Origin of the sequence: Mycolicibacterium chitae, assembly GCF_900637205.1 — a bacterium.
Taxonomy (GTDB): domain Bacteria; phylum Actinomycetota; class Actinomycetes; order Mycobacteriales; family Mycobacteriaceae; genus Mycobacterium; species Mycobacterium chitae.
This window is the reverse complement of sequence record NZ_LR134355.1, coordinates 4,466,829-4,482,115: the sequence shown is the minus strand read 5'-3', so window position 1 is coordinate 4,482,115 and position 15,287 is coordinate 4,466,829. Positions and strand designations below refer to the sequence as shown.

17 protein-coding genes and 1 tRNA gene are annotated in these 15,287 nt (G+C 68.8%); 11 read left to right on the top strand and 7 right to left on the bottom strand.

What is annotated here, in order from left to right:
- Positions 1 to 55: 55 nt before the first annotated feature.
- A complete protein-coding gene (locus EL338_RS21535) occupies positions 56 to 715 on the top strand; it encodes a L,D-transpeptidase family protein (protein ID WP_126335599.1) in 660 nt (219 codons plus the stop codon).
- A gap of 115 nt (positions 716 to 830) precedes the next feature.
- Here EL338_RS21535 and EL338_RS21530 read toward each other — a convergent pair whose 3' ends face one another.
- Positions 831 to 1,286: a nuclear transport factor 2 family protein gene (locus EL338_RS21530; RefSeq protein ID WP_126335598.1), complete on the bottom strand. Its 456-nt coding sequence runs from the start codon at positions 1,284 to 1,286 to the stop codon at positions 831 to 833.
- A gap of 69 nt (positions 1,287 to 1,355) precedes the next feature.
- Between EL338_RS21530 and EL338_RS21525 the strand changes: the two genes are divergently transcribed.
- Positions 1,356 to 2,147 (top strand): DUF3159 domain-containing protein, encoded by a 792-nt coding sequence (locus EL338_RS21525; protein ID WP_126335597.1) that lies wholly within the window; start codon positions 1,356 to 1,358, stop codon positions 2,145 to 2,147.
- Here EL338_RS21525 and EL338_RS21520 read toward each other — a convergent pair whose 3' ends face one another.
- Positions 2,148 to 2,744 carry a TetR/AcrR family transcriptional regulator gene (locus EL338_RS21520; protein ID WP_126335596.1) on the bottom strand — a complete coding sequence of 199 codons (597 nt, stop codon included), beginning with the start codon at positions 2,742 to 2,744 and terminating at the stop codon, positions 2,148 to 2,150.
- Between the two features lie 38 nt (positions 2,745 to 2,782).
- On the opposite strand from EL338_RS21520, the gene EL338_RS21515 reads away from it, so the two are divergent.
- The 4 genes from EL338_RS21515 to EL338_RS21500 all read left to right on the top strand — a co-directional run bounded on the left by EL338_RS21515 (position 2,783) and on the right by EL338_RS21500 (position 6,747).
- Positions 2,783 to 4,015 carry a hypothetical protein gene (locus EL338_RS21515; protein WP_126335595.1) on the top strand — a complete coding sequence of 411 codons (1,233 nt, stop codon included), beginning with the start codon at positions 2,783 to 2,785 and terminating at the stop codon, positions 4,013 to 4,015.
- Between the two features lie 178 nt (positions 4,016 to 4,193).
- Entirely contained in the window at positions 4,194 to 4,370 is a 177-nt protein-coding gene (locus EL338_RS26870; protein ID WP_179967120.1) for a hypothetical protein, read from the top strand.
- 91 nt (positions 4,371 to 4,461) lie between these two features.
- Positions 4,462 to 6,285 (top strand): Hsp70 family protein, encoded by a 1,824-nt coding sequence (locus tag EL338_RS21505; RefSeq protein WP_126335594.1) that lies wholly within the window; start codon positions 4,462 to 4,464, stop codon positions 6,283 to 6,285.
- An 81-nt stretch (positions 6,286 to 6,366) separates the two neighbouring features.
- Positions 6,367 to 6,747, top strand: coding sequence for an Rv0313 family protein (locus tag EL338_RS21500; RefSeq protein ID WP_126335593.1), 381 nt, complete (start codon positions 6,367 to 6,369; stop codon positions 6,745 to 6,747).
- On the opposite strand, the gene EL338_RS21495 is transcribed toward EL338_RS21500, so the two are convergent.
- Positions 6,744 to 8,141, bottom strand: coding sequence for an NAD(P)/FAD-dependent oxidoreductase (locus EL338_RS21495; protein ID WP_179967119.1), 1,398 nt, complete (start codon positions 8,139 to 8,141; stop codon positions 6,744 to 6,746). The two genes, EL338_RS21500 and EL338_RS21495, sit on opposite strands and share 4 nt — an antisense overlap.
- A 93-nt stretch (positions 8,142 to 8,234) precedes the next feature.
- Between EL338_RS21495 and EL338_RS21490 the strand changes: the two genes are divergently transcribed.
- The 3 genes from EL338_RS21490 (at position 8,235) to EL338_RS21480 (ending at position 11,051) form a co-directional block, all read left to right on the top strand.
- On the top strand, positions 8,235 to 8,954 hold the full coding sequence (locus EL338_RS21490; RefSeq protein WP_235666244.1) for a TetR/AcrR family transcriptional regulator: 720 nt from the start codon (positions 8,235 to 8,237) through the stop codon (positions 8,952 to 8,954).
- A 60-nt stretch (positions 8,955 to 9,014) separates the two neighbouring features.
- The gene (locus tag EL338_RS21485) at positions 9,015 to 10,040 is read left to right on the top strand and encodes a hypothetical protein (protein ID WP_126335591.1); all 1,026 of its coding nucleotides are present in this window, start codon (positions 9,015 to 9,017) and stop codon (positions 10,038 to 10,040) included.
- A 330-nt stretch (positions 10,041 to 10,370) separates the two neighbouring features.
- A complete protein-coding gene (locus tag EL338_RS21480; RefSeq protein WP_126335590.1) occupies positions 10,371 to 11,051 on the top strand; it encodes a VldE C-terminal domain-containing protein in 681 nt (226 codons plus the stop codon).
- A 9-nt stretch (positions 11,052 to 11,060) separates the two neighbouring features.
- Here EL338_RS21480 and EL338_RS21475 read toward each other — a convergent pair whose 3' ends face one another.
- Together EL338_RS21475 and EL338_RS21470 are read right to left on the bottom strand one after the other, a co-directional pair.
- Complete coding sequence (locus EL338_RS21475) at positions 11,061 to 12,719, bottom strand: alpha/beta hydrolase (RefSeq protein WP_126335589.1); 1,659 nt, start codon at positions 12,717 to 12,719, stop codon at positions 11,061 to 11,063.
- Positions 12,673 to 13,137, bottom strand: a complete 465-nt coding sequence (locus EL338_RS21470; protein WP_163791827.1) for a hypothetical protein — start codon at positions 13,135 to 13,137, stop codon at positions 12,673 to 12,675. Before EL338_RS21470 ends, EL338_RS21475 begins: the two co-directional genes overlap by 47 nt.
- A gap of 92 nt (positions 13,138 to 13,229) precedes the next feature.
- Here EL338_RS21470 and EL338_RS26670 point away from each other — a divergent pair, with 92 nt between their 5' ends.
- Positions 13,230 to 13,694 (top strand): hypothetical protein, encoded by a 465-nt coding sequence (locus EL338_RS26670; RefSeq protein ID WP_235666243.1) that lies wholly within the window; start codon positions 13,230 to 13,232, stop codon positions 13,692 to 13,694.
- A 16-nt stretch (positions 13,695 to 13,710) separates the two neighbouring features.
- Here EL338_RS26670 and EL338_RS21460 read toward each other — a convergent pair.
- Positions 13,711 to 13,784: transfer RNA gene (locus EL338_RS21460), tRNA-Gly, on the bottom strand.
- A 47-nt stretch (positions 13,785 to 13,831) separates the two neighbouring features.
- On the opposite strand from EL338_RS21460, the gene dcd reads away from it, so the two are divergent.
- A complete protein-coding gene (dcd, locus tag EL338_RS21455) occupies positions 13,832 to 14,401 on the top strand; it encodes a dCTP deaminase (protein WP_126335587.1) in 570 nt (189 codons plus the stop codon).
- A gap of 5 nt (positions 14,402 to 14,406) precedes the next feature.
- Here the strand turns inward: dcd and EL338_RS21450 are convergent, their stop codons facing one another.
- The gene (locus EL338_RS21450) at positions 14,407 to 15,102 is read right to left on the bottom strand and encodes a mycothiol-dependent nitroreductase Rv2466c family protein (protein WP_126337013.1); all 696 of its coding nucleotides are present in this window, start codon (positions 15,100 to 15,102) and stop codon (positions 14,407 to 14,409) included.
- Positions 15,103 to 15,287 lie beyond the last annotated feature (185 nt).

The window sequence follows — 15,287 nt, the reverse complement described above, 5'->3', positions numbered from 1 at the left end:
GTAGTGGACGCCGATCTGTTTCCCAACGGTGACGTGCCGCGGCAAGCATGGTTCTGTGCGCCGACTATTGAGTGTGCTGATGACTGCTGCTTGTCTTGCCCTCCTGATGGCGCCGACCAGTAGCGCCGACTACACCCCGTGGTTTGCGCAGAGCGTCGGTGGTGCGACGCAGGTATTGGCGGTGACCGGCGTCGGCGGTTCGGATGCGAAGTTGGACGTGTGGCAGCGCGGCGCCGGCGGATGGCAGCCGGTGACCGCCGGCGTTCCCGCCAAGATTGGGTCCAAGGGAATGTCGAAGGATCACTTCGACGGATCGATGATGACCCCGATGGGGGTCTACAGCCTGGACTTCGCATTCGGCACAGATCCCAATCCCGGCGGTGGACTCCAGTACGTCCAGGTCACTCGGGATCATTGGTGGGACGGGGACATGAAAAGCCCCACGTACAACACGATGCAGGTCTGCAAGAAGGACCAGTGCGCGTTCAACACCAATCTGAGCAGCGGCACCGAGAATCTCCATATCCCGCAGTACAAGCACGCCGTCGTCATGGGCGTGAACAAGGAGCGGATCCCGGGTAAGGGCGGCGCGTTCTTCGTGCACACCACCGATGGCGGCCCGACTGCTGGCTGTGTAGGGATCGACGATGGGACTTTGGTGCAGATCATGCGCTGGCTGCGTCCCGGTGCGGTGATCGCGGTGACGAAGCAATAGCACCTTAGGACCTATTTGCGGCGCCGTGGAAATCTATCCCGTCACCCAAAAATGTGTCAGCGCAATCGCGTCCGACACTAGTCGTCTCGTTGGGGAGGGGGCACACCCCGGCCACTTATCCCAGCGCTGCACCGGGCGTCAGCTTGAAGTCCAACCCCTTCAACGACATCGTGGCCTCGTAGGTCCGGTCGTAACCGGTGGCGCTGATCTTCCACCCGTCGGGCGTGCGGCGGTACCGGTCCTGGTAGAACGCCGCGCCGACCAGCATGAAGTCGAAGTCGGCGACGATCACCCGGTCCTGGAGGTACCAGGTCCCGGTGGCCTCGTCGCCGTCGACGGTGATCTCGGGGTGGGTGACGCGGTGTTCGCTGATCACATTGGCGGGCAGGGCATTACGCATGAACTCTACGAGCGAGTCCCGGTCGGTGAAGTGGTGCTTCTCGCCCAGCGAGGATCCGTAGTCGCCGACGATGTCCTCGGTCAGCGTGGCGGCGAACTCGCCCCACTTCTTGGTGTCCAGCGCGCGCAGGTATCGATACTTGACCTGCTTGATGTCCTCGAGATCGCTCATGGCCACCATTGCAACACAACTCGTCGAACTGCCCTGAACTTTGGTCCGGATGGGAATATTCTCCTGATCATGATCCGGTTCCTGGATGGATACCTGCGTTCGCCGCTGTCGGGCATCGCGCCCTGGATCCTGATGTCGGTGCTGTCCTCTCCCGGGCGTTTCGAGGAGGCGGTCTGCTCCGCGCTGGGCCTGACGCTGCTCACCATGTGGCTCGGCAAGCGGCGCGGCATCTCGATCCACGCCCTGGAAGTCTTCGGTGCGTTGTTCTTCGCGGTCCTGGCCGTTGTGGGATTGTTCGCCTCCGACGGGGCGATCCGCTGGATGGAGATGTGGGCCGGCGAGCTCACGAACCTGTGCCTGGCGTTGTTCGTCATCGCCACACTGATCGTGCGAAAACCGTTCACCCTCCCGTACGCGAAGGAGCAGGCACCCGAGGAGTATTGGGGCACGCCGGTGTTCCTCAGGATCAACTATGTGATCTCCGCGGTGTGGGCCGCGGCCTTCACCTTCTCGGCGATCATCGGTACCGTCGGCGTCCTCGCGCTGCACAATCCCGACGACTTCTGGACCGGCTGGGTGCTGCAGTTGGCGGCCATCTTCTTCGCGGTGGCCTTCACCGAGTTCTATCCGGACTACGCCTCGGCCAAGGAGGCCGCCGCAAGAGGCGAATCGGAGCCCGCGCCGTCGGTGCTCACGCTGTTCGATTGGGCGCCGATGTTCGTCCTCATCGCCGGCATCTTCGGCTGGGTGACCGACGCGCTACCGGATGCGGTGGGCATCGCCATGATCGTGGTCGGGGTGATCGCCAATGCGCTGGTGTCCAAGCTGGCGCCCAGTGCGGCGCCGGCCACCGATCGCTGACTACCGCTGGAGGTAACGCGCGGCCATGTCGATCAGTGTGGCTCGTTCGCGCTGCCAGTCGACGGGCACGCCGACGATCATGTCGGCCAGCACCATGCCGCGCAGCGCGGCCCAGATCACCTCGGCCACTTGATGATCGGCGGGGTCCTCGGAGATCAGCCGGCCCAGGGCGCTGACGGCGTCGTTCATGTCGAGCAGGTGCTGCCGGGATGCGCCGCCCAAGCCGCCGCGGGTGGCCTGCAGGATCTCGAACGCCGCTTTCGACGTCGGGCTGCTGTAGCACTGCCAGGCGATGTCGACGACGGTCTCGATCCGCTGCGTCAGCGGTAGCTCGCCGACCTCGGCGGTGGAGAGGCTCTCGATCAGGCGGGCCACCCCGTCGTCGACGACGGCCATCAGCAGTCCGTTGCGGTCGCCGAAGTGGTACTGGATGACACCCCAGGTCACGCCCGCGCGTTCGGCGACGTGCTTGGCGGTGGCGGCGGGGAAGCCCTCCTCGACGATGCACCGCACGGTCTCGTCGATGATCTTCGCGCGCGTCTCGTCGCCGCGCTTGCGGGGCGCGGTGGTGCGGCGGGTCGGGGCTACAGATGTCATTGTTGACTTTATAACATTAACGACTCTATGTTAGAAGGGTGACTACAGCCCCCAGTCGCTTCGAATCGCTGTCGCGCGCCGAACTCGCGACGCTGCTGCCCGAACTGCTGCTCATCGGACAGATGATCGACAGGTCCGGAATGGCCTGGTGCATCAGCAATTTCGGCCGGGAAGAGATGCTGCAGATCGCCATCGAGGAGTGGGCCGGCGCCAGCCCGATCTACACCAAGCGCATGCAGCGCGCGCTGAACTTCGAGGGTGACGACGTGCCCACCATCTTCAAGGGCATGCAACTCGACATCGGCGCCCCGCCGCAGTTCATGGACTTCCGCTACATCCTGCATGACCGCTGGCACGGCGAGTTCTACCTCGACCACTGCGGCGCACTGCTGGACGTCGAACCCATGGGCGACGAGTACGTCCGCGGCATGTGCCACGACATCGAGGACCCCACGTTCGACGCCACCGCGGTGGCCACCAATCCGCGCACCCAGATCCGGCCCATCCACCGGCCGCCGCGCACCCCGGCCGACCGGGAACCGCACTGCGCGTGGACGGTGATCATCGACGAGTCCTACCCCGAGGTGTCCGGCCTGCCGCCGCTGGCGATCATCGAGAAGACCCACGCCGCCAGTTGGGAATTGGCGCCCATCGACCCGGACGACGAGGGGCAGTCCGACTATTCCGGAGCCCTGGTGAGCGACTTCGACTTCGCGGCGTACTCGAAGTCGGCCCTGGTGCGACTGGCCGACGAGGTGTGCCTGCAGATGCAGTTGCTCAACCTGTCCTACGTGCTGGCCGTCAAGACCCGCGCCACCGACGAGTCCCAGGCCCGCGACATCTGCACCAAGCAGCTGATCGGCCTGGCCGGCCTGGCCGCGGAACGAATTCACAAGGCGCTCAAGCTGCCCGACGGCCTCGACGGGGTGCTGCGCACGCTCGAACTGCACCCGCTGGTCAACCCGAACGGCTACGTCGACGCCGAGTTCGAGGGTGGCCGCATGCACGTGCACCGCAGTGTCGCCCACGACGACGGCACCTGGATTGCGCTGTGCACACCGGGGGAGACCCGGCCGCTGCAGGCCATCGCCACCGCGATCGACCCGCACATCGACGTGCACGTCACGGGGACTGACACCGACTGGACGCTGGAACTCGCCGCCGGCGACACCGCGCACAAGGTGGCCCCGGAGGTGGAGGTCGCGAAGTTCAGCGGCGGTGCGACCTTCGCCTTCGAGGAGCGAAAGTCGCTGCCGCTCACCGTGGTCTGACCCGGTAACCTACCGGGTCCTGCAGTGGGCGAACGCTGCGGGCCGCTCGGCCGGACGCACCCGCATCGAGGTCGAAACGCTGTAGACCGTCGGCGAACCGCAACCCGCGCACTGGCCGGCACCCCGGCGCGGCTGGACCATCACCCTCGAGGGCACGCCGTCGCTACAGGCCCACCTGATGGCCCTGGCCAGCTTCACCCGCGACGTCCCCATGTCCGAGCACGTACGCTCGGCGAGCATCGCCACCGCGATGCAGGCCGTCAACGTCATTCCGGCGGTGTGCGCGGCCCCAGCCGGGTTTGCCACCATGGGAAAACTGCCGTTGGCGTGGACCACCCGGATGACGTCGTCATAGCTTCGTGACCGAGTCGTTGGTCCGACCCGGTACGCGCGGGGTCTAGGGTGGAGCACTGGCCGCAGCCCCTGTAGGACGCAAGGTAGAGGTAGTGACGGACCCCTCAGGGTTGTCCATCGGGACGACCAACCTGGTGGTGGCGCGTGTTGGAGCTTCACCGCTGACGCGCCGCGCCGTACTGACGCTGTACCCGCACCGCCCGCCGGAAGTGGGCCTGCCGTCGGAGAATCCGAATCTCGACGAGCCGGGACAGGTGCTCAGGGGCTTCGTCGAACGCGTCGGCGATCCGGTCCCGCTGGTGGCACCGGATGGGTCGAGCCACAGTGCCGACCGGTTGCTCATCGCCGCGCTGGCCGCCCTGGTGGGCACCCCGACCGACGATCTGGTCATCGCGGTGCCGTCGTACTGGCCCTCGGGGACCGTGCGCGCGTTCGGCGCCGCACTGCGGGAGCATCCGGTGTTGGCCCCGAACGGTGTCGCCCCGCGCGTGGTGGCGGATGCGACCGCCGCGCTGACGGCGCTGCAGACCGACCCCGGCCTGACCGGAAACGGTATCGTCGCGTTGCTGGACTTCGGTGCCAGCGGCACCAGCATCACGTTGGCCGACGCCGAGAACGGTTTCCAGCCGATCGGCGAAACCCTGCGCTACCCGGACTTCTCCGGCGACCAGATCGATCAGGCATTGCTGACGACGGTGCTGGCCGGCGTCTCGCAGCGCGGGGAGGCCGACCCGTCGGCAACCGCCGCGGTGGGTTCGCTGGTCCGGCTGCGCGAGGAATGCCGACGGGCCAAGGAACGGCTCTCGGCCGAGACCGCCACCACCCTGGCCGTCGAGCTGCCCGGGTTCAGCTCCGAGATCAGGCTCACCCGAACCGAATTGGAAACCGCGATCGCCGAGCCGGTCAACGGCGTGCTGTCCGCGCTGGACGAGTTGCTCGACCGGCACCGGCTGGTGTGGTCCAACATCACCGCGGTCGCCACCGTCGGCGGCGGCGCCAGCATTCCGCTTGTCACACAGCGGCTTTCCGAGCTGAGCCGGGCCGAGGTGGTGACCACCCCGCGGCCCGACCTGGACGCCGCCGTCGGGGCCGCGCTGACTGCGGCCCGCCCGGAGGCCGAGGCGCCCACCGGGATCGGCACCGCCATCGGCGACGCCGCCACCGCGGGCGCCGGACTGCCCATCGCCGCGCCCGACCCGTCGCAGTCCTCCACCTTCCGGGCGCTGGCCTGGTCACAGGACGACGACGCCGTCGCCGACCCCGTGCCCTACACCGGCCCCGATCACTACACCGGGTCCGACCCGTACGCGGCGTCCAACCCCTACGCCATCGACGAGACCGGGGCCCGCCCGCAGATCGAGTACACCCCGTCGACCGGGGAAATCGAGGCCCCGAAGCGGCCCTGGTACCGGGTGCCGCAGTTCGCGATCGGCGGGGCCGCCGCGATCGCGCTGGTCGCCTTCGGTGGCGTCGCCTACACGCTGACGACCCAGTCGACGAGCACCGAACCCAGCCCGCCCACCAGTTTCACGATCCCGGTGGTGTCCGACACCGTGGAACCACCCCCGCCACCGCCGCCGGAGCCCCCACCGCCGCCGCCCCCGCCGCCCGTCGTGACCGTCACGCAGGAACCACCCCCGCCGGAACCGGTGGCCCCGCCACCGCCGCCGCCGGTCACCACGACGACCACCACGGAACCGCCGACCACCACGACGACCACCACCACCACCACGACCACAACGACGACGACCACGCCGCCGCCGACGACCACCACGACGGTGCCCACCACCACCGTGCCCACGACGACCGTGCCCACGACGACGACCACCCGGCCGCCGCCGATGACGACGACGCACCTCAACATTCCGGGGTTGCCGCCGATCCCGATTCCGGTCCCCGGCCAGCCGCAGCAGTAACCCGTCGTGGCGCGCGCCGCGGAATTCACGCACACTGGGAAGACCGCAGTGGGTGCGGGAACTGCCGTCATGGAGGCTGCGATGAGCAACAACGGGCCGTTTGGCTTCGACCCGGAGGACTTCGACCGGATGGTCCGGGAAGCGGGCGAGGGCCTGCGCGACGCGTTCGGCAAGGTGTTCGAATCGACCGGTGAACGGGCCGGCTGGGGCGTGCTGTTCGACGAGTTCGGCCGCCGGTCCAAGCCGCAACCCGAGACCACCGGCGACACCGGCGAGGGCGTCTGGGCCATCTTCATCGTCGACGACAACGGCGCCGCCACCGTCGAGCAGGTCTACGCCACCGAACTCGACGCGCTGCGCGCCAACAAATACAACACCGACCCGAAGCGCAAGGTCCGGTTCCTGCCCTACGGCATTGCGGTGACCGCGCTCGACGAGACCGACGACGCCGCCGACTCCTAGTCGACCGGCACCGGCGCGACGGTGGCCCCTGCCCCGGCGGGCTGGGCCGCCAGGGCGCGGGCGGATGCTGCGCGGCGCCGGTCGAACATCCGGTATTCCACCAGCCGATCGAACTCCCGACGCGCATCGCGGCCCAGGGTGCGCAGCAGTTCCCGACGATCGACCTCGGGATCGCGCGCGGCCGCCGCCAACCAGACCATCAGCCGTCGCGCAGCGAAAACCTCTGTCGGGGAACGCTTCCGGGAGAACACATCCAGCAGCGCCGTGGTGCGCTCGGGGCGGGCGGCGAACCAGCGGTAGGCGGCCGACTCGATCACCGATACGGTGTCGTCGCGGCCCAACGAATTGGCCCACTGATACATCGGCAGGCACTGGGCGTCGCGGTCGATCTCCCAGGCGGCCAGCGCGGCGTCGAGTGCGGCGGGGGAGTCCAGGTGCGGGGCCGCGGCCTCGCCGAGCAGGCGCCCGAACCGCAGCGCGTCGCGAATGCCTTGCGCGGTCACCGGATCCTTGAAATGCCCGGCGTCACCGGCCAGCACCCACCCCGGCCCGTGCGAATGCCGGAAGTAGGACGGGTGCGAGTAGGACACCATGACCTTGCCGACCCGCGTGCAACCCCGCAGCCGCTCGGCGTAGGGCGGGATCCGCTGGATCGCTGCGGCGAACGCGGCCTCGGGGTCGGTGCGGTACTCGTCGGCACGCCATGCCGGCGGCATCTGCAACGCGACGAATTGTCCACCGTCACAGGGAAACACCGTGACCAGGTCGTCGTTGTTGCGCCACTGCATCGCGACGTCGCGCTGGTCGTCGTGGCAGTCCTCGTAATAGGCGTAGGCCATCATGCGCTGGTTGTCCCACCGGTGGTGTTCGCGGGTGCCCACCAATCGGGCTACCGTGGAACCGCGCCCGTCGGCGCCGACGACCAACGCCGCGGTGATGGTGCCGTCCTCGCCGTGCCGGCGCCGATAGCGCACCCCGGTGACCCGGCCCGTGGCGTCGCGTTCCAGGCCGGTGACCCGCACGCGTTCCCGCACCTCGGCGCCGGCCTCGCGGGCCGTCTGGACCAGCGCGAGGTCCAGGCCGGGGCGACGCACGCAACCGCCGGCGGCCCAGCCGTCGTAGGCGCTGTAGGTCGCGACGAGTTCGACTCCCGGCGCGCCGATGCCCGCCCGGATGTGCAGCGGGGCACCGAGCTCCAGCACCCGCTCGCGAGCGCCCAGCTTGTCGAGTTCGGCCCAGTGCGGCGGGAAGAGCAGATGCGTCGAGAGGGTGTCGGAGGGGAACGCGGCGCTGTCCACGACGACGACCTTGCGGCCTCGGCGGGCAAACGCGATCGCCGCTGCCGACCCGGCGCAGCGGCCCCCGACGATCACGACGTCGGTGTGTTCGGACACCAGGCCAGAATGCCACCCTCGGGCCGTATTTTGTAGAGGCATTCAAAAAATGAACCGATATTCGATTTGATGGGGTGACCTATCCTTGCCGACGTGACCGCAGGTAAGGCGCCCACCACCCGATCGCCCGAGGCGGTCGCGCGGGCCGAGCGTCGGCGCGCCCGCATGCGCGAGACCATCCTGGACGCCGCCGAGGTCGTCTTCAGTCGGGCCGGGTACGAGGGCGCGCGTCTCGAGGAGGTCGCGGCCGCCGCCGACATCTCCGTCGGCTCCATCTACACCCACTTCGACGGCAAGCGCGACGTGTACCTGCATCTGGTGGAGCGTTCGCTGGCGCTGTTCGCCGAGTACATGGCCCGTGGCGCTGACGACACGCTGACCCCGCTGCAGCAGGTGCTGGCCGGCGGCGACGCCTACCTGAGGTTCCACCTCGAGCATCCGGGGGCGTTTCACTTTCTGGCGCACCGCAACCCGGGCCTGACGCCGGTGTCCTCCGACGACGACATCGAGACGCGGATCCGGGAGCAGGTCAGCGAGTTGCTCGCGCAGTTCGCGGCCACCATCGACCGCGCGGTGGCCGTCGGCGAGGCGCGCCCGGTGGACTCGGCGCGCCTCACCCGATTCCTGTGGGGCGCCTGGAACGGGGTGATCGCGCTGCGGTTGCAGCCCGACGGACTCCGGCTGACCGACGCGGAGATCGTCGAGACCCTCGAGCTCGCCCGTTGGTTGCTGCGCGAGGGGCTGGCCGCCTCGGCCCTGCGCGACGAGAACGGCGAAGTGGGCGACCGGGTTCCGTTGCCCCGCATCCACTGACGCCGGCCCGCGCTACGTAGGCCACCGATCCGCCGCGGCGTCCACTACGGTCAGATCCCCATGGGACAATTCCGTCGATCCATCAGCGCGGCAACGGTTCTGGCCGGCGCCGGCGTCATCACCTGGTCGACGGTAGCGGCCGTTCCGGAACCCGAGGTCGTCGCGATGTCGCCGCGGGTCGTCTCCGTGGCCGTGGCGCCGACCGCCAACTACGGCGAGCTCCTCGCGGCGGCCGCCGTCGAAACCCTGCAGCAGAGCTTCGCGGCGGCCACCACCGATGTTCCCGCACTGTGGAACACGGTGGTCGACGACTGGCCCGACGAACGGCTGACCGGGCGCAACTACAGCCGGGTGGCCGACATGGCGCTGCTGCCGCTGGTGCCGTTGGTCAGCGGTCCGCTCAAGCGGACGACCACGCAGGTGCTGACCGAACAGTTCCCCGACTACGCCGAGCAGATCGAGGACCTCTCGAGGCTTCACGACTACGCCCTGGTCCGCGCGATCGGGCCGGCGGTGAGCGCGATCGGCGGCGCCGGTGAGGCCCACGCCGGCATCTTTCGGCCGATGACCACCGGGGACGTCCCCGGGTTCGTGCAGGCGGTCGTGAAGGCGCCGAGCTACGTCGTCGACGGCCTGCTGCACGGGGGCTACGGGGACATCGGTCCGCTGGTGGGCCGCGACGAGTGGACCGCGCCGCCGGGGCTGCTGACGCCCCGGGGTGAGGAACCGGAGCCGCGGAACATCGACGGTCCGATCGAGGCCGAGTCGCGGCAGACGATCACCCGGCGGCTGGCGTCGTTGGTGCGGGAGCCCGAGTCGCGGCAGGACGCCGGCGAGGGCGACGACAGGGACGCCGCGCCGGTGCGGCGCGGCCTGCTGGCCCGGCAGGTGGCGGAGGACGCCGAGGAAGCCGGCACCGAGAAGACCCGGGAGCGCAAAGGCCTGCGGGACGTGCGCACCGCCGTGCGGGACAGCGTCAAGAAGCTCACCGAGGGCAAGAAGCCGCGCGAGAAGACGAAGGAATCCGACGGTGCCGACAAGCCGGCCAAGGCGAAGAAGGAATCGCGCCGCAGCGAGGCTCACTAAGACGCAATTTGCTAAGCCAATTGTGAGATTTCTTGTACCGGTAGCTCGGGGCTTGGCCTATTGGAGCACCCGCGAGAACCGCCGGGTCGGCGACCGGGCCGGGTAGCGCACAGCCGTTCGACGCGCGTCGAGAGATTTCGGGAAAAGCCTAGGTACAAGCGCTCTCGCAGCCCGGTGAGTGCTGAGCCGCCGGCGCGTTCCCGCTGTGCGTCGGCGGCAAGGCCGGCCACGTCGGCACGCACGCCTACGCGTGCGGAAGCTAAGAGCGCCGGAAGGGCCGATCTTGATTGATAGCTGGACAGCCGTTACTAAACCGTTATGGTGCTTGCTGTGGGTCGGCATGCATTGGCCAGAACGCGACGGCGGAGGTCGCCGTTTGCGCTGGCGGCGATGATCGCGCCAGCCGCGGCTTTCCTGGCCGCCGGCAGCGGCGCCACCCCCATCGCCCAGGACATCGTGGAACCCGTCGTCGCGCAGGCCGAGGCCTGCTGCGGCATGGAAATCGTCGCCGCCGGCCTTACCGGCGCCGCGACGCTGCACAAGGCCGCCAGCACCGGCGAGCCCGGACAGCCACTACAGGCCCTCGCCGCGTCGCACTGGCGGGTCGCCGCCGACCGCGCCGCCCGCGTGGCTCTGCCCGTCGGCGTGGCCCCTGAGAGCGGCCTGCAGGTGAAGACCATCCTGGCGGCCCGGGCCGTCAGCGCGGCCTTCCCGGAGATCAGCAGCATCGGCGGGGTGCGTCCGGACGCCCTGCGCTGGCATCCCAACGGCCTGGCGATCGATGTAATGATCCCCAACTACTCCAGCGCCGAGGGCATCGCCCTGGGCAACGAGATCGTGGCGTTCGTGCTGAAGAACGCCGAGCGGTTCGATCTGCAGGACGCCATCTGGCGCGGCGTGTACTTCACCCCCGGCGGAGCGAAGGCCGGCGGCTACGGCCACTACGACCACGTGCACATCACCACCAAGGGCGGCGGCTACCCGACGGGCTCCGAGATCTACCTGCGCTGACCCGGCCGGCTAGAGCTCCTGCTGGTCGGTCAATCCGAGTTCGCGGTAAATGGCGCCGCGCCACTTCGAAGCTTCGGTGTTGGAGGCCGGACCGCCCAGTGCCCAGTCGTGAATGTGGCCCATTCCCATCACGATTCGCAGGTTCGGGTCGCCGTCGGTGTCCTCGTCGAGCAGCCGTTCGGCGAACAGCAGCGTGCCCGGGGTCGCGATGTCGCGGGTGCCGACGTAGATCACCGTCGTCGGCAGTCCCTCGGTGGGCCCGTACATCGGGTTCCACAGCGGGTCATCGATCGACAGGTCGCCCTGCCAGTCCACCGAGTCCGGGTCGTTGATGATCGCCGCCGAGAACACCGGATCGTCAACCAGCTCCACATTCGGGTCGGTGAACATGGTGTGGCCGCCCAGCGCCGGTGAGATCAGCACCATCTGGGTGGGCATGTCGTCGGCCAGGCAGCTTTCGCGCCCGGCGCCTTGCTCGTTGCAGCGGCGCAGGATCTCCTGGGCGGCCAGCATCCCGATCAGCGCACCTGCCGAATCGCCGTAGATGCTGACGTTGTCGGCGCCGTACTCGTTGGTCAGTTCGGTGATGTAGTCGGCCACCGGCGGGACCACGGTGGCGGCGTCGCCTCCCTCGTGGGCCAGCGGGTACATCGGCACGATCACGGTGGCGCCGGTTTCCCGGGCCATCGAGGCATAGTCCAGCCACTGCAGCACGTTGGGTCGGATCTGGAAGCCACCGCCGTGCAGGGCCACCACGTACTCGCCGGACGGGTTCTTCGGCGCGATCACCCAGACCTGCTGCTCGTCGTCGGGCCCGTAGGTGTCCTGGGTGACCGACAGGCCCAGCGTGGTGAACCACGGTGGGCTGTCCGAGGACATCAACCGGGAGATCTCGAAGGCGATGTTCACGCCGATCACGTCCGAGATCTGGCGCATCACACCGAGGGCCGCGTTGGTGAACTGATCCAGCAGTCCCGCCGGCGCGGTGCGGGTGACGTGCTCGAGCAACTCCGGGGACACCACGATGCCCGGCGCCAACCCGATGGGCTGATCGGCAACGCTCGCCACCGCCAGCGGGGCCACGGTCTGCTGGACTTTCGCTGCCGCACTGAGGATCTGGGTCGGCTCGACCAAGCCGATCTCCCGGCGCGCGGCCGCCAGCGCCGCCCACAACGCCGGGGAGGTCGCCGGCGCCAGCGGCGAGTTGCCCGCCCCCAACGGGTTCGACAGCCCGCCCAACAGGGTCGAGACCGCACTGGCGAGGACGCGCGGCGGCGACGGTGCCGGGAGCGGCTCGATCTCCGGTGCTGCCGCGCTGGGCTCGACCGGGATGAGCGTGACCGGCATGCGCAGCGACTCGGGCACCACGGCGGCGCTGAGTTCGGCGGCCACGGCCCGCAACTCGGTGACGACGTTGCGCGGGGTGGCGAGGCGTTCGACGGGATCGGGGTCGTCGATGGCGGTGGGCTCGGCGATGGTCGCGACCGCCGGCACGGTCAGGCGCTGCTCGAGTTGTTCGCGCAGCGCCGAGTGGCTCGGGCGCTTGGTCACCGCGGGTCGGGACTGCTCGGGTTCGGCGCCGGTATCGACCTCGGCGTCCGCGCCCGCTTCCACGTCTTGATCAACATCCGGATCGAGGACCGTCCCGGCCGGCAGGTCCGGCTCCACGACAGTCGATGACCCCGGCCTCCGGGGCCGGTCGCTCGGGTTTGGCCGTCGGCAACGGCCGCACTGGCCGGTCGGCGATATCGTCGAGCGCGTCGCGCACGGCGCGCCGTAGCGCCGAACCTGGGCGTTGACGCTGGCTCAGCCGGTCCAACGTCGACCGGACGCGGTCGGTGGTCTGCTGTGCCGCGCTCCCGGGGCGCTTCGGCTCGGCCTCGGACTTGGCGTCCGAGGACGGATCGGCCGTTTCTCGTGTGGTGGTCTCGCGGTCCTTGGCCTTGGTGTCGGTATCGGACTTGGTTTCCGTCTTGGCGTTCGACTTGGCGTCCGAGCTCGCCGAGGATCCGGATCCATCGGGTGCGGCCGTCGCCACCCCGGGGCCCAGGCCGGTCGCGGCCGCCGCCCCGACCCCCAATGCCACTGCCAAACCGCCGACTCGTCCGATGAATCTCCCCGCTGCCATGGTTACCAACACTGCCAAGGTTGTAACGCCGTCGCTGCGGTTTGGGCCGATTGATCCGTCCTGCAGCAAAGTTTGACGCCGAAGGCAATTTCTTGCCGACCGGAGCGGCCGGAGCGGGCTGTAGCACCCCGCAAGGGCTTGCGCAGATCAAGGCGGTCTACCGGGTCGTCAATTTCCTTGAGCGAGGCACTTCAGGCGGCGTAGATTCGTTGTTCAAGCAGGGCGGGGGAGCTTCAGGAGGCCTGCGAAAGATGAACACGATCCGTTGTATCGCCATCGGCGCCGCAGGAGCGGTGCTGCCGCTGGCATTCGTAATTCTCGGCGCGCCGGCAACGGGCAACGCCGCCGAATGTGGTGCCGGTACCGTGTTCGATCCGCCGACCAATACGTGCGTGGCCGCACCGCTGCCGCCTCCGCCACCCCCGCCGCCGGCGTGGAACGGCGATCTGACACCGGGTTTCTCGGTGGGAATCTGCGCGCCGATCCCATTCGTGGCGCTGTGCACGGGGATCTGAACCCCTGCGTAAACAGTGGAGCCGATGACGGGAATCGAACCCGCGTATTCAGCTTGGGAAGCTGATGTTCTGCCATTGAACTACATCGGCGGTGTGTGGCTAGGAAGGTTAGCATCACCAGCCGATAGTCTCGTCGGGTGCTGCTCTCCGATCGCGATATCCGGGCCGAGTTGACCGCCGGCCGGCTGGCCATCGAGCCCTTCGACGACACCCTGGTCCAACCGTCCAGCGTGGATGTCCGCCTCGACACCCTGTTCCGCGTGTTCAACAACACCCGGTACACGCACATCGATCCCGCGCAGCGCCAGGACGAGCTGACCACCCTGGTGGAGCCGGGCGAGGGGGAGCCGTTCGTGCTGCACCCCGGCGAATTCGTGCTGGGCTCCACGCTGGAGGTGTGCTCGCTGCCCGACGACCTCGCGGGCCGGCTGGAGGGCAAGTCGTCGCTGGGGCGGCTCGGGCTGCTGACCCATTCCACGGCCGGGTTCATCGACCCGGGCTTCTCCGGGCACATCACCCTGGAGCTGTCCAACGTCGCCAACCTGCCGATCACGCTGTGGCCCGGCATGAAGATCGGCCAGCTGTGCCTGCTGCGGCTCACCAGCCCGGCCGAGCACCCCTACGGCAGCGCGAAGGTCGGCTCCAAGTACCAGGGCCAGCGCGGCCCCACCCCGTCGAAGGCCTACCAGAACTTCATCCAGAAGTAGCGGGATCACACCCCGTCCTGGGGATTTGTGTCCGGCAGCTTCTTCTCGGCGGTGAGGGCCGACAGGTCGACCACCTCGCCGCGGTTGATGCTCACCCAGTCCCGACCTTCGACGTAGGGCCGCAGACTGCGGCCGATCAGTTCGGCGTCCGCGGCGGTCTTGGGGCGCTGCAACTCGTACACGTGGGGCAGCGCGGCCATGCCCGTCACCACCGTCCACAGCGTCAGCGCCGCCTCGCCTACCGGCGGGTCCACCAGGACCGGGCCGAACAGGCACTGCTCGCCCAGGAACAGCGTCGGCACCCCGAAACCGCCCGCATCGAGGACCCGCTGATGATCCGCGCGGACCTCGTCGTGGGTCGACGGGTCGGCCAACGCCTCGTCGAACACGTCGTCGGGGGCCCCGATGTCGGCCAGCAGCCGCCGCGCGACGGCCGGGTCGTGCGGCTTGCCGCCGAGATCGTGCAGTTCGTGGCCGATGGCGCGGTACCAGTCGTCGAGCAGCGCGGGATCGACGCGGCGCAGCCCCGCACCGATCCGCATCAGTGACCAGCCGTAGGACCAGTCGCGCTCCCATGGATGTTTCTTGCCCTCGGCGCGGTTGACCTCTTCGAGGCTGAAGAAGCGCCAGTTGATCGTCAGTCCGGTCTGGTCTCGGACCTCGCGAATCCACCGCGAGGTCTGGTAGGCGAACGGGCACATCGGATCGAAGTGGAAGTCGACCGCATCCGCTGGGGCGCTCACCCGTTCAGCTTCGCATGGGTACGGTGGTAGCTACCCGGTGTTGGGGGCACCGACGCCGCGCGGACAGAACGAGTTTCACGGCCGCTGCGCCTGTAACGCCGCAGGTGGCAGTACCGATGAAGTTCTTAGTTGACTGCCTGAGC